Origin of the sequence: Pseudomonas cavernae (genome assembly GCF_003595175.1) — a bacterium.
GTDB classification, from domain to species: Bacteria; Pseudomonadota; Gammaproteobacteria; order Pseudomonadales; family Pseudomonadaceae; genus Aquipseudomonas; species Aquipseudomonas cavernae.
This window is the reverse complement of sequence record NZ_CP032419.1, coordinates 4,231,860-4,257,168: the sequence shown is the minus strand read 5'-3', so window position 1 is coordinate 4,257,168 and position 25,309 is coordinate 4,231,860. Positions and strand designations below refer to the sequence as shown.

Annotated in this window: 25 protein-coding genes and 1 pseudogene; 11 read left to right on the top strand and 15 right to left on the bottom strand. The window is 68.4% G+C overall.

From position 1 onward, the window contains the following. Positions 1 to 108 precede the first annotated feature (108 nt). Complete coding sequence (locus D3880_RS19385) at positions 109 to 1,158, bottom strand: MBL fold metallo-hydrolase (RefSeq protein WP_119895050.1); 1,050 nt, start codon at positions 1,156 to 1,158, stop codon at positions 109 to 111. 155 nt (positions 1,159 to 1,313) lie between these two features. On the opposite strand from D3880_RS19385, the gene D3880_RS19380 reads away from it, so the two are divergent. From D3880_RS19380 to D3880_RS19370, 3 genes are all read left to right on the top strand, one after another. Further along, a complete protein-coding gene (locus D3880_RS19380; protein WP_162935021.1) occupies positions 1,314 to 1,883 on the top strand; it encodes a pseudouridine synthase in 570 nt (189 codons plus the stop codon). Positions 1,884 to 1,998: 115 nt separating this feature from the next. After that, a complete protein-coding gene (locus tag D3880_RS19375; RefSeq protein ID WP_119895048.1) occupies positions 1,999 to 2,604 on the top strand; it encodes a 3'-5' exonuclease in 606 nt (201 codons plus the stop codon). Positions 2,605 to 2,871: 267 nt separating this feature from the next. Next, positions 2,872 to 4,197 carry an RNA helicase RhlE1 gene (locus D3880_RS19370; RefSeq protein ID WP_119895047.1) on the top strand — a complete coding sequence of 442 codons (1,326 nt, stop codon included), beginning with the start codon at positions 2,872 to 2,874 and terminating at the stop codon, positions 4,195 to 4,197. Positions 4,198 to 4,451: 254 nt separating this feature from the next. Here the strand turns inward: D3880_RS19370 and D3880_RS19365 are convergent, their stop codons facing one another. The 4 genes from D3880_RS19365 to D3880_RS19350 form a co-directional block, all read right to left on the bottom strand. Continuing rightward, positions 4,452 to 4,868 (bottom strand): MAPEG family protein, encoded by a 417-nt coding sequence (locus D3880_RS19365; protein WP_119895046.1) that lies wholly within the window; start codon positions 4,866 to 4,868, stop codon positions 4,452 to 4,454. A gap of 82 nt (positions 4,869 to 4,950) precedes the next feature. Then, positions 4,951 to 5,844, bottom strand: coding sequence for a cation diffusion facilitator family transporter (locus tag D3880_RS19360; RefSeq protein ID WP_119895045.1), 894 nt, complete (start codon positions 5,842 to 5,844; stop codon positions 4,951 to 4,953). Beyond that, a complete protein-coding gene (locus D3880_RS19355; protein WP_119895044.1) occupies positions 5,835 to 6,347 on the bottom strand; it encodes a DinB family protein in 513 nt (170 codons plus the stop codon). Before D3880_RS19355 ends, D3880_RS19360 begins: the two co-directional genes overlap by 10 nt. Position 6,348: 1 nt before the next feature. Continuing rightward, entirely contained in the window at positions 6,349 to 6,768 is a 420-nt protein-coding gene (locus D3880_RS19350; protein WP_119895043.1) for a polyribonucleotide nucleotidyltransferase, read from the bottom strand. Positions 6,769 to 6,921: 153 nt separating this feature from the next. On the opposite strand from D3880_RS19350, the gene hrpB reads away from it, so the two are divergent. Further along, a complete protein-coding gene (gene hrpB / locus D3880_RS19345) occupies positions 6,922 to 9,453 on the top strand; it encodes an ATP-dependent helicase HrpB (protein ID WP_119895042.1) in 2,532 nt (843 codons plus the stop codon). Here hrpB and D3880_RS23140 read toward each other — a convergent pair. The 3 genes and pseudogenes from D3880_RS23140 to D3880_RS19335 all read right to left on the bottom strand — a co-directional run bounded on the left by D3880_RS23140 (position 9,393) and on the right by D3880_RS19335 (position 11,374). Beyond that, positions 9,393 to 9,671, bottom strand: a complete 279-nt coding sequence (locus tag D3880_RS23140; RefSeq protein WP_238474474.1) for a hypothetical protein — start codon at positions 9,669 to 9,671, stop codon at positions 9,393 to 9,395. The genes hrpB and D3880_RS23140 overlap by 61 nt on opposite strands. A 307-nt stretch (positions 9,672 to 9,978) precedes the next feature. Continuing rightward, positions 9,979 to 10,185: pseudogene (locus D3880_RS23455) on the bottom strand (bifunctional lytic transglycosylase/amino acid ABC transporter substrate-binding protein); the annotation flags it as partial. Between the two features lie 97 nt (positions 10,186 to 10,282). Beyond that, positions 10,283 to 11,374 carry an endonuclease/exonuclease/phosphatase family protein gene (locus D3880_RS19335; RefSeq protein WP_119895041.1) on the bottom strand — a complete coding sequence of 364 codons (1,092 nt, stop codon included), beginning with the start codon at positions 11,372 to 11,374 and terminating at the stop codon, positions 10,283 to 10,285. A 146-nt stretch (positions 11,375 to 11,520) separates the two neighbouring features. Here D3880_RS19335 and D3880_RS19330 point away from each other — a divergent pair, with 146 nt between their 5' ends. Both D3880_RS19330 and D3880_RS19325 read left to right on the top strand, forming a co-directional pair. After that, the gene (locus D3880_RS19330) at positions 11,521 to 11,760 is read left to right on the top strand and encodes a CDGSH iron-sulfur domain-containing protein (RefSeq protein WP_119895040.1); all 240 of its coding nucleotides are present in this window, start codon (positions 11,521 to 11,523) and stop codon (positions 11,758 to 11,760) included. 23 nt (positions 11,761 to 11,783) lie between these two features. Continuing rightward, a complete protein-coding gene (locus D3880_RS19325) occupies positions 11,784 to 12,623 on the top strand; it encodes an SDR family oxidoreductase (protein WP_119895039.1) in 840 nt (279 codons plus the stop codon). A 24-nt stretch (positions 12,624 to 12,647) separates the two neighbouring features. Here D3880_RS19325 and D3880_RS19320 read toward each other — a convergent pair whose 3' ends face one another. Both D3880_RS19320 and D3880_RS19315 read right to left on the bottom strand, forming a co-directional pair. Further along, entirely contained in the window at positions 12,648 to 13,052 is a 405-nt protein-coding gene (locus tag D3880_RS19320; protein ID WP_119895038.1) for a VOC family protein, read from the bottom strand. Positions 13,053 to 13,098: 46 nt separating this feature from the next. Next, positions 13,099 to 13,755 (bottom strand): YciC family protein, encoded by a 657-nt coding sequence (locus tag D3880_RS19315; RefSeq protein WP_119895037.1) that lies wholly within the window; start codon positions 13,753 to 13,755, stop codon positions 13,099 to 13,101. 305 nt (positions 13,756 to 14,060) lie between these two features. Here D3880_RS19315 and D3880_RS19310 point away from each other — a divergent pair, with 305 nt between their 5' ends. Then, positions 14,061 to 14,540, top strand: a complete 480-nt coding sequence (locus D3880_RS19310) for a LabA-like NYN domain-containing protein (RefSeq protein ID WP_119895036.1) — start codon at positions 14,061 to 14,063, stop codon at positions 14,538 to 14,540. Between the two features lie 113 nt (positions 14,541 to 14,653). On the opposite strand, the gene ypfJ is transcribed toward D3880_RS19310, so the two are convergent. Beyond that, complete coding sequence (gene ypfJ / locus D3880_RS19305) at positions 14,654 to 15,535, bottom strand: KPN_02809 family neutral zinc metallopeptidase (RefSeq protein WP_119895035.1); 882 nt, start codon at positions 15,533 to 15,535, stop codon at positions 14,654 to 14,656. Positions 15,536 to 15,635: 100 nt separating this feature from the next. Beyond that, positions 15,636 to 16,070: a DUF411 domain-containing protein gene (locus D3880_RS19300; protein WP_119895034.1), complete on the bottom strand. Its 435-nt coding sequence runs from the start codon at positions 16,068 to 16,070 to the stop codon at positions 15,636 to 15,638. A 207-nt stretch (positions 16,071 to 16,277) separates the two neighbouring features. Between D3880_RS19300 and D3880_RS19295 the strand changes: the two genes are divergently transcribed. Further along, positions 16,278 to 16,970, top strand: coding sequence for a metallophosphoesterase (locus tag D3880_RS19295; protein ID WP_238474378.1), 693 nt, complete (start codon positions 16,278 to 16,280; stop codon positions 16,968 to 16,970). A gap of 5 nt (positions 16,971 to 16,975) precedes the next feature. Here the strand turns inward: D3880_RS19295 and trmA are convergent, their stop codons facing one another. Continuing rightward, positions 16,976 to 18,064 carry a tRNA (uridine(54)-C5)-methyltransferase TrmA gene (gene trmA, locus D3880_RS19290; protein WP_119895032.1) on the bottom strand — a complete coding sequence of 363 codons (1,089 nt, stop codon included), beginning with the start codon at positions 18,062 to 18,064 and terminating at the stop codon, positions 16,976 to 16,978. 121 nt (positions 18,065 to 18,185) lie between these two features. Then, on the bottom strand, positions 18,186 to 19,481 hold the full coding sequence (locus D3880_RS19285; protein WP_119895031.1) for an NCS2 family permease: 1,296 nt from the start codon (positions 19,479 to 19,481) through the stop codon (positions 18,186 to 18,188). A gap of 191 nt (positions 19,482 to 19,672) precedes the next feature. Between D3880_RS19285 and D3880_RS19280 the strand changes: the two genes are divergently transcribed. Further along, the gene (locus tag D3880_RS19280) at positions 19,673 to 20,227 is read left to right on the top strand and encodes a DJ-1 family glyoxalase III (protein ID WP_119895030.1); all 555 of its coding nucleotides are present in this window, start codon (positions 19,673 to 19,675) and stop codon (positions 20,225 to 20,227) included. A gap of 183 nt (positions 20,228 to 20,410) precedes the next feature. Here D3880_RS19280 and D3880_RS19275 read toward each other — a convergent pair whose 3' ends face one another. After that, positions 20,411 to 21,631 carry an MFS transporter gene (locus tag D3880_RS19275; protein ID WP_119895029.1) on the bottom strand — a complete coding sequence of 407 codons (1,221 nt, stop codon included), beginning with the start codon at positions 21,629 to 21,631 and terminating at the stop codon, positions 20,411 to 20,413. A gap of 315 nt (positions 21,632 to 21,946) precedes the next feature. Between D3880_RS19275 and D3880_RS19270 the strand changes: the two genes are divergently transcribed. Beyond that, positions 21,947 to 24,775, top strand: a complete 2,829-nt coding sequence (locus D3880_RS19270; RefSeq protein WP_119895028.1) for a xanthine dehydrogenase family protein molybdopterin-binding subunit — start codon at positions 21,947 to 21,949, stop codon at positions 24,773 to 24,775. Then, positions 24,768 to 25,307: a (2Fe-2S)-binding protein gene (locus D3880_RS19265; RefSeq protein ID WP_119895027.1), complete on the top strand. Its 540-nt coding sequence runs from the start codon at positions 24,768 to 24,770 to the stop codon at positions 25,305 to 25,307. The genes D3880_RS19270 and D3880_RS19265 overlap by 8 nt, the downstream gene beginning before the upstream one ends. Positions 25,308 to 25,309: the final 2 nt, after the last annotated feature.

Genomic DNA, 25,309 nt, shown 5'->3' with positions numbered 1-25,309 from the left:
TAGGTTGGCGCTGAGTGCAACGAAGCCCAACAACGGTGCCCGGCCCAGGCCAGGTTGTCGGGGCAAACATCGCCTGTTGGGCTTCGTCGCTGCGCGTCTCAACCCAACCTACGCTCCCTGCGCGACCAACGCCGGCACCGCCCACTGCTCGCCCGGCACCGGGGCGCGGAAGCTCTGCGGGTCGACGCCGTGTTCGGTCAGGGCCAGCGCCAGGTCGCGCGGCGGGTCGAACTGGCCCTCGTCGGTGAGGCGGAAGGTGCCGAAGTGAATGGCCATGCTGGTCTGCGCCTGCAGCTGGCGATGCGCCTGCACCGCGTCGTCGGGATTCATGTGGTGGTCGCGCATGAACCAGCGCGGCGCGTAGGCGCCGATCGGCAGGGCGGCGAAGCGCAGCGGGCCGAAGCGCTGGCGGATCAGCTGGAACTCCGGGCCGAGGCCGGTATCGCCGGGGAATAGCAGCGGGCCGTGCAGCGAGTCGAGCACGAAGCCCAGCCACAGGGTCTGGTTGGTGTCCTTGCGGCTGCGCGCCGACCAGTGCTGCACCGGTACCCCGTGCAGGCTCAGGCCGTCGGCCAGCGGCAGGCTCTGCCACCAGTCCAGTTCGATCACCTCGGCGAAGCCGCAGGCGCCGATCAGCGCGCCGTTACCCAGGCCGCTGACCACCCGCGCGGCGGGAAAGCGCTGGGCCAGTTGGCGCAGGCTCCACAGGTCGAGGTGGTCGTAGTGGTTGTGGCTGACCAGGATCAGGTCGATCGGCGGCAACTGCTCGAGGCTCAGCCCCGGCGGATGATGGCGGCGCGGGCCGACGAAGCTGAACGGGCTGACCCGCTGCGACCACACCGGGTCGGTGAGGATGTTCAGGCCGTGCAGCTGCAGCAGCAGGGTGGCGTGGTTGATATAGGTGACGTGCAAGGTGTCGCCGCTCACCCGTGCACTAATAGCGGCTGGCGGCGCCGGCGGCGGGGCGATCCAGGGTGCCTGGCGCGGGCGTTCGAGTTGCCATTTCAACAAGTCGCGCAGGCCCTTGTGCGCGGTCGGCTGCAGGTTGCGAAAGCGTTGGCCGTCGAAATGCGCGCTGGGCGGCCCTTGGTAGGGCTGGTCGCGCCCGAGCAGGGTCAGCAGGTTGAGCAGCCAGAGGGGGCGCAGCGGGGCGGGCATGGCGGGGCGCTCTTGCGGATGGCAGATGCCCAACCTAGCATGGCCGCTCCTCGCTGCCAGCAGCGCCGACACCTTTTGCAATCATGCCCCGTCCTCCACGTCCCGCTTCCCGCTCCTCCCGGCCGGCCCCACGCGCTCAGCCGGCGCCCCGGCGGGTGGCCAAGGCGCCGCCGGCCGAGCCGCGGTTGATCCTTTTCAACAAGCCGTTCGACGTGCTCACCCAGTTCAGCGACGAGCAGGGGCGGGCGACGCTCAAGGATTTCATCGCGATCCCCGGCATCTACCCGGCCGGGCGCCTGGATCGCGACAGCGAAGGCCTGCTGCTGCTGACCAACGACGGCCGCCTGCAGGCGCGCATCGCCGACCCCAAGCACAAGCTGGCGAAGACCTATTGGGTGCAGGTGGAAGGCGAGCCGGACGAGACGCAGCTGCAGCGCCTGCGCGACGGCGTCGAGCTCAACGACGGCCCGACCCTGCCGGCGCAGGCGCGGCGGATCGAGGCGCCCGAGCTGTGGGCGCGCAACCCGCCGGTACGCTTCCGCCAGAGCATTCCGACCAGCTGGCTGGAGCTGGTGATCCGCGAGGGGCGCAATCGCCAGGTGCGGCGGATGACCGCGGCGGTCGGCCTGCCGACCCTGCGCCTGGTACGCGTGCGCATCGGCCCCTGGAGCCTGGATGGCCTGGGGCTGGGCGAATGGAAGGAAGTCGCGGCGCGGCTCGACTGAGCGGCCAACGCCGATCGCGCCTTCGCGCTAGGCCGGTTATTTCACTGGGTTTCGCCTAACGCTGGCTTTGCCGTTGCAGCGACCCGCTATTCAATCATTTGCCCGAGATACGAGTTTGGAACCCATCGCCGTCATCGACTTTGAAACCACCGGGATCAGCCCAGGACCTAGCTGTCGCGCCACCGAGATCGCCGCGGTGATAGTCGAAGATGGGCGCATCGTCGCCCGCTACCAGAGCCTGATGAACAGTGGCGCCTGGGTGCCGCCGTTCATCGAGCAGCTCACCGGCATCAGCAACGCCATGCTGCGCAGCGCGCCGCCGGCGGCGCAGGTGATGCACGAGGTCGCCGAGTTCGTCGGTACTACGCCGCTGCTGGCGCACAATGCCGCGTTCGACCAGAAGTTCTGGGATGCCGAGCTGGGCCTGATTCGCCGCAGCCGCCAACAGGCCTTCGCCTGTTCACTGCTGCTCGCCCGCCGCCTGTTGCCCGAGGCGCCCAACCACAAGCTCGGCACCCTCAACAGCTGGGCGCGCCTGCCGGACACAGGCCGCGCCCACCGGGCGCTGGCCGATGCCGAGATGGCCGCCAACCTGACCTTGCATCTGCTCGAGCGGTTGCGCGAGCGGCATGGCCTGCGCGCGGTGTCCCACGAGTTGCTCTGCCGCCTGCAACGGGTGCCGGCGGCGAAGGTTGCCAGCGAACTGAGCAAGCTGCGCTAGGTTCTGTCCGAAAACTACCTGCGCTCGGTGATGCTGCGTTAAAAACAGGCTCGGACAGTGGCTTGCCACTGAACGCCCGCAGGGCGGCCCGTCAGGGCGAGTGAAACGAGTACTGCTCATTTACAGCCCGTAAACTCCGCGTCCTCGCCTGTTTTTGCCTTGCCTGACCTTCGCTCGGAGAGTTTTCGTACAGAACCTAGATTCTGCCGCGGCCCGGGGTGGCGGCAGGGTAAACTGGCGGTTTTCCGGAAACACCCTGGTACCGCCATGACTTTCGCCTCCCTCGGCCTGATCGAACCGCTGCTGCGCGCCATCGACACCCTCGGCTATCAAACCCCGTCGCCGGTGCAGGCGCAGGCCATCCCAGCGGTGCTGGCCGGTCGCGACCTGCTCGCCGCGGCGCAGACCGGCACCGGCAAGACCGCCGGCTTCGCCCTGCCGCTGCTGCAACGCCTGATGATGGAAGGCGCCCAGGTGGAGAGCAATTCGGTGCGCGCGCTGGTGCTGGTGCCGACCCGCGAACTGGCCGAGCAGGTGCACGAGAGCTTCCGCCAGTACGGCCAGCACCTGCCGCTGCGCACCTACGCGGTGTACGGCGGGGTCAGCATCAACCCGCAGATGATGAAGCTGCGCAAGGGCGTCGACCTGCTGGTCGCCACCCCCGGGCGGCTGCTCGATCTGTTCCGCCAGAATGCGCTGAAGTTCGGCCAGCTGCAGGCCCTGGTGCTCGATGAGGCCGACCGCATGCTCGACCTCGGCTTCGCCGAGGAGCTGCGCGCCATCTACGCCGCGCTGCCGAAGCAACGCCAGACCCTGCTGTTCTCGGCGACCTTCTCCGAGGCCATCCGCCTGCTCGCCGGGCAGATGCTCAACGAGCCGCTGTCCATCGAGGTCAGCCCGCGCAACGTCGCCGCCAGCAGCGTCAAGCAGTGGCTGATTCCGGTGGACAAGAAGCGCAAGGCGGAGCTGTTCCTGCACCTGCTGCGCGAGCGGCGCTGGGGCCAGGTGCTGGTGTTCGCCAAGACCCGCAACGGCGTCGACCAGCTCAGCGAACTGCTGCAGGCCGAGGGCATCGTTGCCGACGGCATCCACGGCGACAGGCCGCAGGCCACCCGCCAGCGCGCGCTGGACCGCTTCAAGGCGCGCGAGGTGCAGGTGCTGGTCGCCACCGACGTCGCCGCGCGTGGCCTGGACATCGACGACCTGCCGCTGGTGGTCAACTTCGACCTGCCGATCGTCGCCGAGGACTACGTGCATCGCATCGGCCGCACCGGCCGCGCCGGCGCCAAGGGGCAGGCCGTGTCGCTGGTGTGCGCCGACGAAGTACAGTTGCTGGCGGCCATCGAAGTGCTGACCCGGCAGACCCTGCAGCGCATCGACGAGCAAGATTTCGAGCCGGACCACCGCGTGCCGCAGACCGACGCCAGCGGCCAGGTGCTGAAGAAGCCGAAGAAACCCAAGAAGCCCAAGACCACCGGCAGCAAGGCCGCCCTCGGCCGCTGGGTGGAGAGTGAGGCGCCGGCCCAGCCGCAGGTCAAGGCGGTGCGCAAGGTGCCGAGCTTCAATACCGGGCCGAGAAAGAAGAAGCCCTAAGAGCCTGTCTCGGATCTGCTGCGCGTCGGCGATACTGCGTTAAAAACAGCCTCGGCAAGCCGCTTGCGGCTAACGCGCTTTAGCGCGGCCCCGACGGGGCGAGCGCAGCGAGTCATGCTCATTTGCAACTCGTAAACTGCGCTTCCTCGGCTGTTTGACTCGCTACGCTCGCCCTGCGGGCCAGCCTTCGGCTGTTACTCCCGTTGGTCGTTGCGCCTTGTCTCGCTCTAGCTCGCGCGATCCGAGACAGGCTCTTAGAGCAGGCCGCTCAGGCGCAGCAGCCACCAGGCGAGGATCACTACCTGCACCAGGAAGCCGGCGAAGCGCAGCCAGACGAACAGCGGGGCGGTGCTGATCAGGTGCATGACGCTCTGGAACAGGCGCGCGCCGAGCAACAGTGGCGCCAGCGGGTCGGTCAGCGCGCTCTGCCCGGCGTGCAGGGCGTAGAGCAGCACCGGCGCCTGCAACGGCAGGTTTTCCAGGCAGTTGGCGTGGGCGCGGGTCAGGCGTTGGCCGAAGCCGGGGGTGGTGCTGCCGTCGGGGGCGAAGGCGTTGACCGCCAGCTTGCCGCCGAGCACCAGCAGGCCGCGCTGGTTGGCGAGCAGCACGACCAGCAGCAGGGCCCAGGCGATCAGGCCGAGCAGGGTCAGGGCGGTTGGGGAAAGTGGCACGTGCGGCTCCTCGGACTTCGTTGTTAGGCAGGAAAGCCGCGTCAGTCTAGGGAGTTTAGAGCAATTGCTCTAGTCGTTGCGCTCAGTCTGCGTCCTGCGCATGGGCGCCGGCCGGGTCGGCGTGCACCAGCACCTCGGCGCGTGGGTACTGGGCGCGAATCGCCGTTTCCACCTGCACGCAGCGCTCGTGGGCGGCGGTCAGGCTCAGCTCGCCCGGCAGTTCCAGGTTCAGCTGGACGAACCAGCGGGTGCCGGACACCCGCGTGCGCAGGTCGTGGACCGCCAGCACGCCCGGTACCGATTGAGCCAGTTCGAGCATGCGCGCGCTGACCTCGCTGGGCAGTTCCTGGTCCATCAGCACGGCGACCGCCTCGCGGGCGATGGTCACCGCGCTCCACAGGATGTAGGCGGCGATGCCGAGGCCGAACAGCGCATCCACGCGGGTCCAGCCGAAACCGGCGAGCACCAGGGCGACGAGGATGCTGGTGTTGAGCAGCAAGTCGGAGCGGTAGTGCAGGCTGTCGGCGCGGATCGCCGTGGAGCCGGTCAGGCGGATCACCCGGTGCTGGAACAGCAGCAGCGCGGCGGTCAGCGCCAGGGCCAGGAGCATCACGGCGATGCCCAGACGGGTACCTTCCAGGACTTGCGGCTGCTGCAGGCGCTCCGCCGCCTGCACGCCGATCAGCACCGCGCTGCCGGCGATGAACAGCGCCTGGGCCATGGCCGACAGCGCCTCGGCTTTGCCGTGACCGTAGCGGTGATCCTCGTCCGCCGGGCGCAGGGCGTAGTGCACCGCCAGCAGGTTGAGCAGCGAGGCGGCGCCGTCCAGCAGCGAGTCGGTGAGGCCGGCGAGCAGGCTCACCGAGCCGCTCAGCCACCAGGCGATGCCCTTGGCGACGATCAGAATGCAGGCCACCGCCAGCGAGGCGAGAGTCGCCTGGCGCAGCAGGCGGGCGTGGTGACTGTTCAGCGGCATGCCGGCAGCGCCGTGAAATAGATGTAGTCCAGCTCCGGTGCGGGCTGGCCCATGGCGGTCAGCGCGGTGCTGATCTGCCCGCGATGATGCGTGCCGTGGTTGACCAGATGGCTGAGGATATCGGCCAGCACGCGCTGCTGCGGACCATTGGAGACGCTGAGATAGCTCAGGGTGGCGCCGAGACTGGCGTCGTCCTGCTGCCCCAGCCAGAGCTGCCAGGCCTGTACCCCGGTGTCGAGAAAACCGGCCAGCGTCGCCAGGTCCGGGGCGGCCTCGGCATCCAGGCGGGCAAAGGGTTGCGGCTCGCCACGCACCCGCGCCAGCCACAGCCGGTCGGCGACGGCCAGGTGATTGAGGGTGCCGTGCAGGCTGCCGAAGAACAGCCCGCAGGGCGCGCGGTAGCTCGCTTCATCCAGCGCGTCCAGGCTGGTCAGCAGGCGTCGGTAGGCCCAGCCGTGGTAGGCCAGCAGGCGCTCGAGGTGACCGGCAAGCAGGCGCGCCATCTCAGGCCGCCGGATGCAGGCCGTAGGCGGCCAGCTGCTGCAGGCTGCCACGCTGCTGGATCAGGCGCGGGTCGTCGAGCGGCAGGCTGTGACCGGTCTCGCGCTCGATCACCGCCTTGAGCTTGAGCGGGTCGACCTGGCCGTCGGCACCGATGCTCTGGTGCAGCAACTGCGGGTCGATCTGCGCGCTTTGCCCCTCCGGCAGGTAGATGGCGCCGGTGGCGAAGTCGACGCCGAAGGCGATCAAGCCGGGAATCACGTAGAAGAGGATGCCGATGGCGTCCAGGGCGACGATCACCGGATCGACCTTGCCTTCGATCTGTCCGCGGCGATCGGGAAAGAACAGGGTGCCGCAGGCGCTCAACTGGGTGAGCAGGGTGGCGACTAGAACACCGCCGATAACACGGGACTGCATGCGCATAAGCACCTCCTTATTAAGATCGGACAACTATATCAATTCGCCCATGACAAAACTTCCGGCCGGCGCGTACCGGGCATTGTCCCGCTGGACTTAGGACTACGGCAAACCCCGGGCCGTTCGCCGCTATAATCGCCGCTCTGCGCCGGAGTTCCCATGCTTTCCCTACCCATCGACAGTGTTCTGCCCGAGCTGCGGGCTGCCCTCGCCACCCGCCATGAAGTGGTGCTGGAAGCGCCGCCCGGCGCCGGCAAGACCACCCGAGTGCCGCTGGCCCTGCTGGATGAGCCCTGGCTGGCCGGGCAGCGCATCCTCATGCTCGAGCCGCGGCGCCTGGCCGCGCGGGCGGCGGCCGAGCGGCTGGCCAGCGAGCTGGGCGAGCAGGTCGGCGAGACGGTCGGCTACCGCATCCGCCTGGACAGCAAGGTCGGCCCGCGTACGCGCATCGAGGTGGTCACCGAGGGCATCCTCGCCCGCCGCCTGCAGGATGATCCGGCGCTGGACGGCGTCGGCCTGGTGATCTTCGACGAATTCCACGAGCGCAGCCTGGACGCCGACCTGGCCCTGGCGCTGTGCCTCAACGGCCGCGAACTGCTGCGCGACGAGCCGCCGCTGAAGCTGCTGCTGATGTCCGCGACCCTGGAGGGCGAGCGCCTGTCGGCGTTACTCGGCGACGCCCCGGTGGTGCGCAGCGCGGGGCGCATGTTCCCGGTGGCCACTCAATGGGGCGCGCCGTTGCAGCCCGGCGCAGCGCTCGAACCGCGGGTGGTGCAGACGGTGCTGCAGGCGCTGGGCGAGCAGCCCGGCAGCCTGCTGGTGTTCCTCCCCGGCCAGGCGGAGATCCGCCGTGTCCACGAGCGCCTGGCCGAGGCCCTGGGCGAACAGGTCGAGATCCTGCTCTGCCCGCTGCACGGCGAGCTGGACCTCGCTGCCCAGCGCGCGGCCATCGAGCCGGCGCCGGCCGGCCGGCGCAAGGTGGTGCTGGCGACCAACATCGCCGAGACCAGCCTGACCATCGACGGCGTGCGCGTGGTGGTGGATGCTGGCTTGGCGCGGGTGCCGCGCTTCGATCCGGGCAGCGGCATGACCCGTCTGGTCACCCAGCGCATCTCCCGCGCCAGCGCCACCCAGCGCGCCGGGCGGGCCGGCCGCCTGCAGCCGGGGGTGTGTTACCGCCTGTGGTCGCAGGCCCAGCACGAGCAATTGGTGGCGTATGACAGTGCCGAGATCCTCCAGGCCGATCTGGCCGGGCTGGCCCTGCAGCTGGCGCGCTGGGGCGTGGCACCGGCCGAGCTGGCCTGGCTGGATGTGCCGCCGGCCGCCGCCTATGCCCAGGCCCAGGACCTGCTCGTGCGCCTCGGCGCGCTCGACCAACGCGGCGTGCTGACCGCCCACGGCCAGGCCATGAGCGGGCTGCCGGCGCATCCGCGCCTCGCCCATCTGTTGCTGCGCGGCCAGGCCCTCGGCCTCGGCGGCCTGGCCTGCGATGTCGCCGCGCTGCTCGGCGAGCGCGATATTCAACCGGGCGGGCCGCGCGGTGGCGGTGCCGATCTGCACAGCCGCCTGGCCCTGCTCGGCGCTGGTGAACGCGCGCCGCGCGGCGCCCAGGGCGCGGTGCAGCGGGTGCGCCAGCTGGCCCGGCAGTTCCGCAACCTGCTGCCGAAGACGGCCGCCAAGGCGCTGGCCGATCCCGAGCATCCGCGCTGGCTCGGCGCGCTGCTGGCGTTCGCCTATCCCGATCGCATCGCCCAGCAGCGCCGCCCCGGTGGCGGCGACTATCGCCTGGCCAATGGCCGCGCCGCGCAGTTCGCTGAGCCGGATGCGCTGATGAAGCACGCCTGGCTGGTGATCGCCGACCTCGGCAGCCGCCAGGGCCAGCGCGAGGAACGCATCTACCTGGCCGCCGACCTCGACCCTGAGCTGTTCGACTCGGTGCTCGCCGAGCAGCTCAGTAGCCGCGAGGAGCTGGATTGGGACGAGCGCGAAGGCGTGTTGCGCGCCGAGCGCCAGCGCCGGGTCGGCGAGCTGGTGCTGAGCCGCGTGTCGCTGGCCGAACTCGATGAAGCGGCGCGGGCGCGAGCGCTGCTCGGCCTGGTGCGGCGCAAGGGCCTGGAACTGCTGCCGTGGACGCCGCAGCTGCGCCAGTGGCAGGCGCGGGTGGCGCTGTTGCGGCGTCTGGATCTCGCCGCCCAGGGGCGCAGCGACTGGCCGGACGTCAGTGACGCGGCGTTGCTGGCGAGCCTGGAGGACTGGCTGCTGCCGTACCTGGGCAAGGTCAGCCGTCTCAGTCATTTCGCCAATCTAGACTTGCCGGGGATGCTCCAGGTCCTGCTGCCCTGGCCGCTGCCGCAGCGCCTCGACGAACTGGCGCCGCAGCAGCTGGCGGTGCCGTCCGGTTCGCGGATCGCCATCGACTACAGCGAGGCGCCGCCGGTGCTGGCGGTGCGCCTACAGGAGCTGTTCGGCCTGGCTGCCACGCCGCGCATCGCCGGCGGCCGGCAGAGCGTCAAACTGCATCTGCTGTCGCCGGCGCGCCGCCCGGTGCAGGTGACCCAGGACCTGGCCAGCTTCTGGGCCAACACCTACGCCGAGGTGAAGAAGGACCTCAAGGGCCGCTACCCCAAGCACTACTGGCCGGACGACCCGCTGATTGCCGAGCCCACCGCACGGGCCAAGCCGCGGCGCTGATCGCCGAGCGCTTCGCCGCTGGCCTGCAGTTCTTCGTAGGCACGCTCCAGCGCTTCCAGCAGGCGGGCCGCGTCGGGGCTGCGCTTGGAGACGATGAGCTGCATCGGTATGCGCTGTAGCTGAATCGAGGGCGGGGTGCTGATGCCCAGCTGCTGGGCGGACTGCTCCACGGCGATCTGATAGTCGACAAGGAAATCGCCACGCTGGCGCTGCAGCATCTCCACCGCGGCGGTATGGGTGCGGGTGCGGTGCTGGCGGATCTGCCGGGCGGGGGGCGTCGAGGATCTGGTTGATCGCCGGCCAGTAGCTGTAGCCGCTGATCAGGATCACGTCGCGGCCGTTCAGATCGTCCGGCAAGTGCGGTCGCGGCGTGTCGGCGCGGTAGTAGAGGTTGAGCGCTATCTCGCTGAGCTGCGCCCGCCCCTCCAGCACATGACCCTGCAGCGCCGGCTTGCCGGGGGCGCCGGCCCATACCTGGACGCTGCCATCGATCAAGCCATTGTAGAGCCGCGCGCTGGGCAACGAGCGCATCTCTGCGGCATAGCCGGCCTTGCGGAAGACGTGGCGGACCAACTCAACCATCGACCCTTGCGGTTGGCCATTGGTGTCGGTGTAGACCGCGGGCGGGAAGTCATAGAAACCGACGACTATCGGGGCGGCGGCGGGTTCAGCGAGCGCGGGGCGCGCGGCGAGCGCAAACAACAGGGGCAGCAGGTAAGCAGATATACGCATGGACACCATCGCGGCTATAGCCGTCTTTTTGTCGTGTTCTGGCCGGCAGTATGCGCAGGCGCGCTGGCGCTTGGCCAGTCTCTCAGCCGGCTGTTCGTCAGGGTTGCGCCGGCAGCAGGAAACGGCCGATCAGCGGCAGATGATCGGAAATCTGCAGGGTGTCGGCCTGGCGCACATTGGCGGCCAGGCGGGTGAGTTGCGGGCTGTGGAACAGGTAGTCGAGGGTGCGGTCCGGGGCGCCGACGCGCGGATCGTTGGGGAAGTGGGTGTACCAGGCGGCCTGGTCGCCGCCGCCGGCTTCCTCGAGGCTGGGGATCATCGGGTACTTCTGCGCCAGCGTATTCAGTTCGCTGTCCGCCGCGTAGCCGCTACGTTGCTGCGCCGACAGGCGCTCGCGCTGACCGGGTGGCAGCAGGTTGAAGTCGCCGCCGAAGATCCACGGGGTCTTCTGCGCCTCCAGTTGGTCGAGCAGGCTGCTGCTCATCGTCACCTGGCGGTGCAGGGTGTCATCGCCCTGGGCGAAGGCATCCAGGTGAGTGTTGATCAGCGCCAGCTGGCCGCCGCCGCGCAGCGGCAGATAGTTGAGCAGCAGGGCGCGCTTGAGGCCGAACTGGCGGTTGATCGGGTCACTCGGGAGCAGTGGCAGCTGCAGGCGTTCGGCGCGGGCGATCCGATAGCGGCTGAGGGTGGCGAGCTTCATCCCGACGCTGCCGAGAATCTTCGGATGCGGCACGAACGCGGCCTTCCAGTAGAAGGCCTGGGTGCTGCACGGGTAGAGATCGCTGAGGCGTTCGTTGAGCAGCGCGAGCTGATCCTGGTTATCGCTGGCCTTGGCGCCTTCGTGCAGTTCCTGCAGCAATACCAGGTCCGGCGCTTCGTCGCGGATCACCCGTACCACTTCGTCGAGGCTGTAGGCCAGATCTGCGGCGGTCGGGCGCAGGTCGGGGCCGCTGCCGTCAGCCAGGTCGTACCAGAACACATAGCGCTTGCCGGCCAGGTATTGCAGGTTCCAGGTCATCACCTTCAGCGCCTGGCCGGGCAGCAGGGTCTGCTCCTGGTCGCTGCAGCTGACCGGCACCTCTTCGCGCGGGGCCGGATGCCAGGTCAGGATGTAGATTAGGGCGGCCAGGCTGGCGGCGACGATCAGCAGGCTGAGGAGGATCGGGCGGAGCACGCGCGGCAAGGTCATGAGCGGGGCCAGTCGGGGCTTGGACTATGCTGAGAGCCTAGGTTCGGTACGAATACCGCCTGTGCTCGGCGATTTTTCGTACAGAACTTAAGAGCATACCCGAGAGCCCGACCCCACGCCCAAACCTGCCAGCGAGGAATGCCGAGATGAGCGAGCCCGTGATTGCCCAGCGCGGCCCCTTCGAAGTCGAGGTCAGCGCCGGCCAGGATTACTTCTGGTGCCGCTGCGGGCGCAGCGCCAACCAGCCGTTCTGCGACGGCTCGCACAAGGGTAGCGGCATCACCCCGCTGAAGTTCCACGCCGAGCAGGACGACACCCTGTTCCTCTGTGGCTGCAAACATACCCATACGCCGCCGTGCTGCGACGGCACCCACAACAGCCTGTAGCGCCGCTTCGCTCGGGGGGACGCATGTACCGCAAGGTTTTCGCCAGCAAGGTCTTCGAACGCAAGGTGGTGGTGGTGACCGGCGGCTGTGCCGGCATCGGCCGTGCCCTGGTGATGCGCATGGCCCAGGCCGGTGCGCGGCTGGCGGTCCTCGACCTCGACCAGGACGCGCTGGACAGCCTGGTCCGGCACCTGGCCGATCACCATAACGTCGAGGCCCTCGGGCTGCGCTGCGACGTGGCCGACCCGGACTCGGTGGCGCAGGCGATGGCCGCGGTGCTGGAGCGCTTCGGCGGCGTCGACGTGCTGATCAACAATGCCGGCATCACCCACCGCAGCACCTTCGCCGAGACCGATCTGCGGGTGTTCCAGCGGGTCATGGCGGTCAACTACTTCGGCGCCCTGCATTGCACCAAAGCGGCACTGCCCAGCCTGCTCGAACGGCAGGGGCAGATCATCGTGCTCAGCTCGCTGTCCGGCTTCACCCCGCTGCTCTACCGCAGCGCCTACAACGCCAGCAAGCATGCCCTGCACGGACTGTTCGACACCCTGCGCTACGAGATCAAGGGCTCGGGAGTGAATGTCATGTTGGTCTGCCCCGGTTTCACCGCCACCGACCTGCGCAAGAACGCCCTGGTCGGCGACGGCTCGGTGACCCGTAAACCACCGCTGGCGATGGGCAAGGTGGCCTCGGCGCAGGATGTCGCCGAGGCGATCTACCAGGGCGCGCTACGGCGCCGGCGCTTGCTGGTGCTGTCCAATGTCGACTGGCGCGCGCGGCTGCTGGCGCGCTTCTTCCCGCGGTTGTTCGAGCGGGTGCTGCTGCCACGGATCTCCGGGCTCAAGCCGCAAAGCGGCAGGTAGCCCGGCTTGCCTGCGGGCCAGGCCTTACTCCAGCGTACTGTCCCAGAACGCCGCTTCGATCTTGTGGCCGTCGAGGTCGCGGACGAAGCAGCCGTAGTAGGGCGCGCCGTATTCCGCCCGCGGACCGGGTTCGCCATCGCCCTGGGCGCCAGCCGCCAGCGCCGCCTGGTAGAAGGCCTGCACCGCGGCCTGGCTGGTGGCGATGAAGCCGATATGGGTGCCATTGCCGACCGTCGCCGGTTGGCCGTCAATCGGGGTCTGCAGCCAGAACTCCGGAAACTCGCGGCCGTAGGCCACTGCGCCGGGGTGGGCCAGCAGGCGTTGGCAACCGAGGGTGGGCAGCACCTGGTCGTAGAACGCCAGCGCGCGCTCGAACCGGTTGGTGCCGAGGGAAATGTGCGACAGGATGCTGGGCGGGATATCGGTCATGGGGGGATGCTCCAGGGACAGTCGACCCCATAACCCTAGCCGCTATTCAGGACACCGCCGGCCGCGGGCTGACCAGCATGAACAGGCGGAACACCACCACGCTGGCGAACAGCTGGAGGAAGCCGCGCAGGCAGTCGAGAACAAACGCCAGCGGGCCGTCGCTGGCGAGCAGCGGCAGGCTCCAGGCGTCCAGCAGCCACAACGGCGCCATCACGCTGAGCACGCACACCAGCACCCGCCAGAACGGCTCGCCGGTCAGGCGGAAGCTCTCGCGCAGCGCCGCCAGCGGCGGCAGGCCGTCGAGCACCAGCAGGTATTCGGCGAAGGCCAGGCGGATCAGCACCCACAGCCCCGGCAGGATGAACAGCGAGGCGCCGAGCATGATCAGCAGGCTGCTCAGCGCCGTCAGCACGGCGAAGCGCGGCCACAGCTGCAGGGCCATCGCCAGCAGGTCGCGGTGGTGCACCGCGAGGCCGCGGCTGCGGGCGTCGAGGAACAGAATCAGCGCGGCGGTATACAGCGGGTAGAACAGCAGGCCGACCAGCAGCCCGTAGGCCGGGGAGGCCTCCATGCCGGTGGCGCTGGCCAGCAGGCGCTGGGCCAGAGACTCGAGCACCACCAGCGGCAGACACAGGCGGGCGATGGCGCCGAGATGGCGGCTGAAGAAATACCAGGAGTCGCGGAGGATCGGCAGCGGGTTCATCGGCAGGTTCGCGGCAAGCAAGCAGGGCCGCCACTTTAGCCGATGGCTGGGATGCGGCCAAACAGCGCTTTAGGGCGAGTGATAACTCAGCATCCGATTGGACGGTTGCGGCAGCAGGCGCTGCAGATCGGCGGTCGTCACCTCCAGGGTGAGCTGTGGCGGCCCCGGCGAGTAGAGCCGGTAGTCGTGGGCGCCCTGGGGCGGCGGCAGGGCGTCGCGGCCTGCCGGTTCGCCGTCCGACTCTGGACAGCTCGGCCCCCGAGTTCGGCATACTGCAGGCCTATTCGTCCGCCAAGGATTTCTCGGTGAAGAAAATCGCCGTATTCGCCGATGTGCAGAACCTCTACTACACCGTGCGCCAGGCCTATGGCTGCCACTTCAGCTATGCCGCGCTGTGGGCGGACATCAGCGCGCGCGGGCAGATAGTCGAGGCCTACGCCTACGCCATCGAGCGCGGCGACGCCAAGCAGCAGCAGTTCCAGCAGATCCTGCGCAACCTCGGTTTCACCGTGAAGCTCAAGCCGTTCATCCAGCGCAGCGATGGCTCGGCCAAGGGCGACTGGGACGTCGGCATCACCATCGACATCATGGACGCCGCGCCGCGGGTCGACGAAGTGGTGCTGGCCTCCGGCGACGGCGACTTCGCCATCCTCCTCGACAAGGTGCGCGCCAGTTATGGGGTCGAAGCCAGCGTGTACGGCGTGCCGGCGTTGACCGCGCAGGCGTTGATGCGTGCCGCCAGCCGCTATGTGCCGATCGAGGACAGGCTGCTGCTCAAGAATTGAGCTCGGCGTTTCAGGGGCTCCCCCTGCCGGTGGGAGAGGAAAGACAAGCGCTAGCATAGTGTCAGGACAACTCCGAACAGTCCCCTCGCCCTTCGGGAGAGGGCGAGGGGCGTTCAGAGTTGCGCCACCTTGAAGGTATCGCACTTGCCGATCTGGCCGCCCTCGAAGCCCATCTTGAACCAACGCACGCGCTGTGCCGAGGTGCCGTGGGTGAAGGAGTCCGGCACCACGCGGCCCCGGCTCTGTTGCTGCAGGCGGTCGTCGCCGATGGCGTTGGCGGCGTTCAGGGCTTCTTCGATGTCGCCGCTTTCCAGCCAGTTCAGGCGTTGCTGGGCATGGAAGGCCCAGATCCCGGCCAGGCAGTCGGCCTGCAGTTCCTGGCGCACCAGCAGACCGTTGTCGCCCTCCATCGGCTCGCCGCGCTGGCGTGCCGAATTGATCCGCGCGCTGATGCCGAGCAGGGTTTGCACGTGATGGCCGACTTCATGGGCGATCACGTAGGCCTGGGCGAAGTCGCCGGCGGCGGCGAAGCGCTGTTCCATTTCGCGGAAGAATTCGAGGTCGAGGTAGACCTGGCGGTCGCCCGGGCAATAGAAGGGCCCGGTGGCCGAGGAGGCGAAGCCGCAGGCGGAATTCACCCCACCGCGGAACAGCACCAGTTTCGGATCCTGGTACTGCTTGCCGGCCTGTTGGAACACGGTGCGCCAGGTGTCCTCGGTGTCGCCGAGCACGGCGCGGACGAATTCCGCCTGCTCGTCGTTGCTCGCCGGGGCGCGGCCCTGCGGCGGGCTGACGCTGCTGGTCTGGCCCATCTGCCCGGCCAGGTTGCCGAGGATCTGCAGCGGGTCCTGGCCGCTGAGCAGGCCGATCACCACCACCACGGCCACCGCGCCGAGGCTCAGGCGGCCGCCGCCGATGCGCCTGCCGCCACCGCCGCCGCTGTCGTCGCGGGCGTCCACCACGTTGTCGCTGCGTCGGGCTTTTTTCCAAAGCATGTCGATGTCCTCAAGATCCCCGGACCTTGAGTGTTGTTGCTGGCTGGGGTTGGCGCCAGTCCGACCGTCCAGCAGGCTGTTGAAAAACTACTGCGCTGGGCTATTTGCCCGGGTAGTCGGCCAGCACCTGCTGCTGGCCGTTGCGGCCGAGGCCGATGACCTGATAGGCGTCCTGCCTGCCATTCATCTCCATGCCCGGCGAGCCCATCGGCATGCCCGGCACGGCGGCGCCGAGCAGGTCGGGGCGCTGGCGCAGTTTGAGGATGTCGGCGGCCGGCACATGGCCCTCGACGAATTTGCCGTCGATCACCCCGGTGTGGCAGGAGCCGAGACTGTGCGGCACGCCGAGGCGGGTCTTGACCGCGCTCATATCGGTTTCGACGTGGTCGTTGACCTGGAAACCGTTGGCTTGCAGATGGCTGATCCAGGCCTTGCAGCAGCCGCAGTTGGCATCGCGGTGGACGTCGATGCTCGGCGGTTCGGCGGCCTGGGCCAGGCCGGTGAGTAGGGTGGTGAGAAGAACGAGGCGGCGCATGCTGGGCTCCCGGAGTGCGATCGGGCCAGCTTAGTCGCGGCGCGCGCGCGACCCAAGCCTCGGGATGTTTCCGGATATGCCCGGCTCGCGGCGACATGAGTCAGTGCGGCGTTGCAGGAGTAAGCTGTCAGCAGCGCCGGGCGTCTCTCGGCGCAAGCTTGCTGCCGTTATGGGGCGGGTTAGGACGGTGGGGAAATGAGCCGCTGCATGCGCTTTGCGCGCAACAGCGCCGGCCGCGATTTCGTGGTCGGCGACATCCATGGCTGCTTCGCCATGCTGGAGCGGTTATTGGCGAGGGCGGGCTTCGATCCGGCGCATGACCGCCTGTTCAGCCTCGGCGACCTGGTCGACCGGGGCACGCAGAGCGCGCGTGCGCTGGAGTTCCTGGCCCAGCCCTGGTTCCACGCCATCCGCGGCAATCACGAACAGATGGCGATCGATGCCGCGGCCGGGGCGCTGGACCGCGCCCTGTATCTGATCAACGGCGGCGCCTGGTTCCTGGCCCTGGGGCAGGTCGAGCAGCAGCGCTTTGCCGAGGCGTTTCGCGCGCTGCCGATAGCCATCGAGGTGCAGACGCCGATCGGCGCGATCGGCCTGGTGCATGCCGAATGCCCGCTGAGCGACTGGCAGGCCTTCGTCGACCGCCTGGAAGGCGCCGGCGACCCTGTGCAGCGCCTCGAGACGCAGGCCATCTGGGGGCGCACCCGAATCAGCAGTCTGCGCGCCGATCCGGTCGCCCACATCGCCCTGATCTTCTGCGGCCACACCGTGGTGGGCCGGCCACTGGAACTGGGCAATCACCTGTTCATCGACACCGGCGCGGTGTTCGGCGGCGCCCTGAGCCTGGTGGACCTCGGCGATTTCCACTGCTTCCAACTGCGCTGGGATGACGCGGCCTGAACCGCTTAGCGGCGCTCCAGCAGGACGCCCGCCTCCATGTGGTGGGTATAGGGGAACTGGTCGAACAGCGCGCAGCGACTGACTCGGTGGGTGTCGTGCAACTGGGCGATGTTGGCCGCCAGGGTCTCCGGGTTGCAGGAGATGTAGAGGATGCGCTGGAAACGCCGGGTCAGCTCACAGGTGTCCGGGTCCATGCCGGCGCGCGGCGGGTCGACGAACACGCTGCCGAACTCATAGCTCTTGAGGTCGAGGCCGGCCAGGCGGCGGAACGGCCGCACCTCGTTGAGCGCCTCGGTCAGTTCCTCGGCGGACAGACGCACCAGGCTGACGTTGTTGACGCCGTTGTCGGCCAGGTTGGCCAGCGCGGCGTTGACCGAGGTCTTGCTGATCTCGGTGGCCAGCACCTGGCGCACGCGGGTGGCCAGCGGCAGGGTGAAGTTGCCGTTGCCGCAGTACAGCTCGAGCAGGTCGTCATCGCGCTGACCGAGCGCCTCGAAGGCCCAGTTGAGCATCTTCTCGCAGACCACGCCGTTGGGCTGGGTGAAGGCGCCTTCCGGCTGGCGGTAGCGGAAGCGGCGGCCGGCCACTTCCAGCTTCTCGATGACATGGTCGCGGCCGATCACCAGGCGTTGGCCGCGCGAACGGCCGACCAGGCTGACATCCAGCTCCTCGGCCAGGCGCTCGGCCTCGGCTTGCCAGAGCGCATCGAGCGGGCGGTGGTAGCACAGGGTGATCAGCGCATCGCCGGCCAGGGTGGTGAGGAACTCGACCTGGAACAGCTTGAAGCTGAGGGTCGCGCTGGCCTGCCAGGCCGCCTTCAGACGCGGCATCAGCGCATTGATCCGCGTGCTGGCGATGGGGAAGTCGTCGATCAGGATCGGCCTGTGCTTGTCGCCCGCCTCGAACATCGCGTAGTGGCGCTGCTCGCCTTCGCGCCACAGACGGAACTCGGCGCGCAGGCGGTAGTGCTCGCGCGGCGAGTCGAACAGCTCGGGGGCCGGCGCGTCGAAGGGCGCCAGCAGTTCGCTGAGGCGCTGTTGCTTTTCGGCGAGTTGGGTGGCGTAGCTGGCGGGGTCGATCTTGGGGGCGCTCATCTGGTACTCATCGAGGGCGGCGTAGGATGGGTTGAGCTTGCGATACCCATGCTGCCTGCAGCTTCGCGATGGGTATCGCTGCGCTCAACCCATCCTACAGGTCGGGCGCGGAGGAGCGGACTCAGGCGTTGAACCAGCCCAGTTTGATCACGAACAGGATCGACAGGATCACCAGCGCCGAATTCAATTCGCGGCCGCGACCGGCCAGCAGCTTGCAGGCGGTCCAGGCGATGAAGCCGAAGGCGATGCCGTTGGCGATCGAGAAGGTCAGCGGCATGGCCAGCGCGGTGATCACCACCGGGGCGGCGACGGTGAGGTCGTCCCATTCGATTTCGGCCAGGCCCGAGGCCATCAGCACGGCGACGAAGAACAGCGCCGGGGCGGTGGCGAAGGCCGGCACGTTGCCCGCCAGCGGGGCGAAGAACAGCGCCAGCAGAAACAGCACGGCGACCACCATGGCGGTCAGGCCGGTGCGCCCGCCGGCGCTGACCCCAGCGGCGGATTCGATGTAGCTGGTGGTGGTCGAGGTCCCGAGCAGCGAGCCGAACATGGCGGCGGTGCTGTCGGCGATCAGCGCGCGGCCCATCTTCGGCATGTGCCCGTCCTTGCCCATCAGGCCGGCGCGCTTGGCCACGCCGATCAGGGTGCCGGAGTTGTCGAACAGGTCGACAAACAGGAAGGCGAAGATCACGCTGAACAGGCCGATGTCCAGCGCGCCCATGATGTCCAGCTGCAGGAAGGTCGGCGCCAGCGACGGCGGTGCCGACACCACGCCGCCGAACTTAGTGATGCCCAGGGCGATGGCGGCGAAGGTGATGGCGAGGATGCCGATCATCACCGCGCCGGTGACGCGCCGGGCCTCCAGGCCGATGATCAGGAGGAAACCGAGCACCGCGAGGATCGGCTGCGGCTTGGCCAGGTCGCCGAGGCCGACCAGGGTGGCCGGGTTGGCGACCACGATGCTGGCTTCCTTGAGGGCGATCAGGGCGAGGAACAGGCCGATGCCGGCGGCGATCGCCGAGCGCAGGGCCAGCGGGATGCTGTTGATGATCCACTCGCGGATGCGGAAGATCGAGATCAGGAAGAACATGCACGCCGAGAGGAACACCGCGCCCAGGGCCACCTGCCAGGTGTGGCCCATGTGCAGCACCACGGTGTAGGTGAAGAAGGCGTTGAGGCCCATGCCAGGCGCCAGGGCGATCGGGTAGTTGGCGATCAGGCCCATGGTCGCCGAGCCGATGGCCGCGGCCAGGCAGGTGGCGACGAACACCGCGCCCTTGTCCATGCCTGTTTCGCCGAGGATCGCCGGGTTGACGAAGAGGATGTAGGCCATGGTCAGGAAAGTCGTGACCCCGGCGAGAATCTCGGTGCGCACATTGGTGTTATGGGCTTGGAGTTGGAATAGTCTTTCCAGCATGGTGGGCTCCACGGCTTTTGGAATTGGCAGGCGAAAGCTAAGCACAGGCGTGCTGTAGATACCGGCCGGAAAAAGGCGCGCATCATAGCAGCTGGCCGGCAGCCGGTGAATTTGTTGGCGGGGCGGTCAGGAACTGACTGGCTCCACTCGGTCCGGGCGAACCCATTCGCCCTCCAGAAAAGGAAACCGCTATGACCGCTCGTGCCCTGATTGCCGTCGCCGACGGCGTGGAAGACCTGGAGACCGTGACCCTGATCGACGTGCTGCGGCGCGCCGACATCGAGGTGCTGGTGGCCAGCATCGAAGGCCGGCGCATGTTCACCTGCGCGCGCGGCACACGCATGACCGCCGACGCCATGCTGATCGACGTGCTGGCCCAGGAGTTCGACCTGATCGTGCTGCCCGGCGGCATGCCCGGCGCCCAGCGTCTGGCCGAGCATGCGCCGCTCGGCGAACGGGTGGCGCAGCAGGCCAAGGCCGGCAAGCTGTTCGCCGGCATCTGCGCCGCCCCGGCCGTGGCCCTGCAGAGCTACGGCGTGCTGCGTCAGCGGCGGCTGACCTGCTACCCGGCGTTTAGCGACCGGCTGTCCGGCTGCACCTTCGTCGACCAGCCGGTGGTGGTCGACGGCAACTGCATCACCAGCCAGGGCCCCGGCACCGCGCTGGCGTTCGCCCTGACCCTGGTCGAACAGCTGGCCGGCAAGGCCACGCGCAACGAGGTGGCGAAGGCGATGTTGGTGCCGTGACGGCATAGTCCGACGGGGGAGGGCGTGCATCCGGGCGTTCCGCGTCGCACGGACAGCCCCTTCTCCCATGTATGGGAGAGGGTTGGGGAGAGGGCAGCTGTTGCGGGCCGCGACCACCCTCTCCCCCGTCCCCTCTCCCGTGAACGGGAGAGGGGTGACTAATGCGCAACCTCGGTGTTGCCCTCACTGCTCGTGCATCCGATCCCGCTTGGCCAGGCTGGGGAACAGCTTGATCCAGGCGCCGGTGACCAGCAGGGTGCCGACCCCGCCGAGCACCACCGCCGGCACGCTGCCGAACCAGTGCGCGGTGAGGCCCGACTCGAACTCGCCGAGCTGATTCGAGGCGCCGATAAACAGGCCGTTCACCGCGCTGACCCGACCGCGCATTTCGTCCGGGGTCTGCAGCTGCACGAAGGCGCCGCGGATCACCATGCTGATCATGTCCGCAGCGCCGAGCACCGCCAGCACGGCGAGGGAGAACCAGAACGAGGTGGACAGGCCGAAGGCGATGGTCGCCACGCCGAACACCGCCACCGAAATGAACATAGTCCGCCCGACGCCGCGTTCGATCGGATAGCGCGCCAGCCAGAACGACATCAGCAGCGCGCCCACCGCCGGCGCCGAACGCAGCAGGCCGAGGCCCCAGGGCCCGGTGAGCAGGATGTCGCGGGCGAACACCGGCAGCAACGCGGTGGCGCCGCCGAGCAGCACGGCGAACAGGTCCAGGGAGATGGCGCCCAACACATCCGGCCTGCTGCGGATGAAGCGGATGCCGGCCAGCAGCGAATCCAGCGAGGCGCGTTCCTGTCTGAGTGGCAACTGGCGCGCCGGCAGGCCGAGCACCAGCGCGCAGGCCAGCACGTAGAGCACGGCGGTCGGCGCATACACCCACAGGCTGCCGAAGGCATACAGAAAGCCGCCGAGCGCCGGCGCGACTATGGTCGCCAGCTGCATGGCCGAGGACGAGGCCGCCACCGCCGCCGGGAACAGCGCGGTCGGCACCAGGCTCGGTAGCAGCGCCTGGGTCGCCGGCATCTCGAAGGCGCGGGCGGCGCCGAGCAGGAAGGCGAGGACGAAGATCGCCTCGCGGGTGATCTCGCCACTGCTGCTGCCGAGCACCAGGGCCAGGGCGATCAGCGCCTGGCCGGCCTGGCACAGGGCGGTGACCTTGCGGCGGTCGAAGCGGTCGGCGACATGCCCGGTATGCAGCATGAACAGCAGCCGCGGCACGAACTCCACCAGGCCGACCAAGCCGAGGTCGAGCACGCTGCCGGTGAGCTGGTAGATGTGCCAGCCGATCGCCACGGTGAGCATCTGGAAACCGCTGGCGGTGCACACGCGGGCCAGCCAGAAGGCGAGGAAGGGGCGCTGGTGGCGCAGCAGGAGCTTTGCGTGGGTGGACATAAGACGCCGATGAGGTTGCTTAGCAGGCTAATAGTCTGCCAGTCCGCTCCGCCGGCGGTAACCGGATGTTGCGCCGATCGCCAGAATTTTTCTGACTGTTTAGACAAGAAAAACGTTGCCCTCGAACGCCATCTCGATAAAATTGACCTGAAAGTCAGGTTTATCCATCGACTATCCTCATATCTGCCCCTTTTGCCTGAAGGGGTGGGCGTGTCTCATTTTCCAACATAACGGGACAGGGTCGCCGCCAGGGCATCCGCCGCCGCGCCCGGCGAGCGCTGCCAGGGACCACGACTACTGTCCTGAGGATTCGCCATGTCTAACCGTGAATTCTCCCGGCGCCGCTTCCTTCAAGGCAGCGTCATCGCCGGTATCGGCGTGACCTTCGCCCCGCTCGGCAGTCGCGCCTTCGCCGCCTTGTTCGAGGCCCAGGTCACCACCGCGCCGCTGCCCTGGTACACCGCCGCCGGCCAGGCGCGCGGGCGTATCGATGGGGTGGCCAAGGCCTGCGGGGCGAAGGTGTTCGCCCGCGACATCCGCGCCCAGGACATGCCCGGTTGGCCGCAGCAGCAGGGTCATGCCCTGCTGCTCAAGGCGACCCGCGCCGATCATCTCTACCAGGGCCTCGACCTCTCGGTGCTGAGCGCCGAGCTGCAGCCGGATCGCGTGGTCACCGCCGCCGACCTGGTGAAAGACGGCATCGCCTGGCCGGAATCCCACGGCCCCGATCCGTTCCTGCCAGAAGGCCAGGTGCCGATGTTCATCGGCCATCCGGTGGCACTGCTGATCTGGCACGACTTCGAGCGCTACCGCCAGGCCAAGACCATTCTCAAACGCGACCAGCGGGCGATCCTCTACGGCGCCAAGGCCGAGCTGTACCAGCGCGACCCTTACGGCAGCTTCCGCTTCGTCCGCGTCGGCGGCGCCACGCCGTTCGAGCCCGACACCTTCTCCAGCCTCAAGGACAGCATGCTGTTCCCGCTGATCCGCGCGCGCAAACCGGCCTGGGGCCAGGGCAAGCTCGACGGCGACCTCACCGAGCAGGGCCTGTTCTACGCCGAGCGCATGCAGCAGCAACTGGCCGCGCCGCCGGACGACTGGCTGGTGTTCGACGAGCGCTATAGCAGCCAGTCGGTCGAGCCGGCCGCGCTGGAGGCGGACAACGGCAACGGCTGGTACGACGCGCAAACCAAGACCCTGCACTTCGTGGTCGCCACCCAGTGCCCGTTCGAGGTGGCCGAGCAGACCGCGCACATGCTGGCGCCGTCCAGCTTCGCGGTGGCCAAGCTGAACATGCACCCCGGCTACACCGTCGGCTACGGCTCCAAGGACAACAACATCTTCGTGTTCTACGCCGCGCTCGCCGCGATGTACGGCGGCGGCATTCCGGTGCGCCTGGCCAACGACCGCTACGAACAGTTCCAGAGCGGCATCAAGCGCCACCCCTTCGACATGCACTACCAGCTGGCGGTGAACAAGCAGGACCACAGCTTCCAGATCTTCCGCGCGCACATGGACGTCGACGGCGGCGGGCGCATCAATTACAGCCCGTCGGTGGCGGCGGTCGGCGCCACCGCGGCGCAGTCGATCTACTACCTGCCGCAGAGCGACCTGGCGGCCACCGCCTACCACTCGCGCGGCGTCGAAGCTGGCTCGATGCGTGGCTACGGCACCCTGCAGACCATGGCGGCGACCGAGATGATGGTCGACGAAGTGGCCGAGCGCCTGGGCCTGGATGCCATCGAGCTGCGCCAGAAGAACGTGTTCAAGTCGGGGATGAAGAACACCCAGGGGGCGATCCCGGCCGGTGCCCTGCGGATCGACGAGATCCTCGACAAGGCCGCCCAGCACGAAATCTGGAAGACCCGCGACGCGCGCAAGCAGCGCTTCGAACAAGAGGACCCGGACCATTACTACGGTGTCGGCTTCGCCATCTGCCAGAAAGATTTCGGCACCGGCTCCGAGTCGCCGATGGCCAGCCTGGAGTTCTCTGCCGAGGGCCGGGTCAAGCTGCGCCACATCGCCATCGACATGGGCACCGGCATGGCCACCGCCCAGGCGCTGCTGGCGGCCGACTACCTCGGTCAGCCGGCACACGAGATCAAGACCGGCGAGACCGAATGGGCCGAGCTGGCGCTGACCACCAGCGGCAATCCCTACCTCATCAGCCAGGCCGAGCAGGACGCCGCGCTGAAGAACCCGCGCTGGGTCGGCAAGCTGGCCTCGCCGTCCTCGGCGACCAACTCCGCCTACTACTCCGGGCATGCCACCCGCGAGGCCGCGCGCCTGCTGTTCAACCACGGCCTGTGGCCGGCGGCGCTGAGCATCTGGGGGCAGGGCATCCAGGGCGGCCTGGCCAACCCCTACGTGGTGCGCCGCGAGGACGCCCACTGGGTCGAAGGCAAGCTCACCGCCGCCGGCCTGCCGCCGCTGCCGTTCGCGCTGCTGGCGCACAAGGCCCACGAACTGGGCCTGGTCACCGGCGTCAGCGTGCACGGCTTCAACCGCTGGAGTTGGGCCGAGGCCGAATTCGACATCGACGGCGCGCGCGAGCGCGTGCCGCTGGACGCCGTGGCGCTGAAGTACGGCGACGGCGCCGATGCGGCCAAGCAGAAGCGCATGAGCCAGCACGGCTTCCACCTGCTCGACCGGGTCAGCGTGCACTACCCGGACACCCAGCTGAACAACGCCATGGTCACCTACTACAGCCCGGTGGCGACCCTGGTCGAGGTCAAGGTCAACAAGGGCAGCGGCGCGGCACGGGTGCTCAACCACCACTCCTGGCTGGAGTGCGGCCGGGTGATAGTCCCCGAACTGGTGCTCGGCCAGCTCGAAGGCGGCGTCGCCATGGGCATCGGTCACGCCCTGCTGGAGGAAATGCCGCGCTACGAGGGTGGCCCGGGCGAGGGCAGCTGGAACTTCAACCGTTACCAGTTGCCGCGCGCCAAGGACTGCGCGGTCTGGACCCAGACGGCGGAGATCCTGCCGCCGCTGTCGCCGAGCGACCCGGCCAAGGGCATCGCCGAGGTGGTGATGATCCCGGTGGTCGGCGCCATCGTGAATGCCGTGGCCCACGCCACCGGCAAGCGTCTGCGTGACCTTCCCCTCACTCCCGCTCGCATCAAGGAGGCCCTGCATGGCTAAGCGCGCACTGAGCCTGACCATCAACGGCCAGGCCGTCGGCCCCCTCGAGGTGGCCGACGATTTGATGATGATCGACTTTCTCCACGAGTACCTGAACCTCACCGGCTCGCGCCTGGGCTGCGGCCAGGGCATCTGCCACGCCTGCGTGGCGATCCTCGACAAGCCCGACGGCAGCAGCGAGGAGATCCGCACCTGCATCACCGGCGCGCATTTCTTCGCCGGCAAGCAGGTGCGCACCATCGAAGGCCTGGCCAAGCGCGACGCCAATGGCGAGGTCAGCGAGCTCAATCCGATCCAGCAGCAGTTCGTCGACAAGTTCGCCTTCCAGTGCAGCTACTGCACCCCCGGCTACGTCAACGCCGCCACCGTGCTGGTGGAAAAGCTGCAGCGCCAGCCGGTCAAGCGCAGCGAGTTGGAAGCGGAGATCGAAGGTGCGCTGGGCAACCACATCTGCCGCTGCACCGGCTACGTCCGCTACTACAGCGCCGCGCGCGATGTGGTCGAGGCACTCGGCCTGGTCAAGGAGGGTTGAGG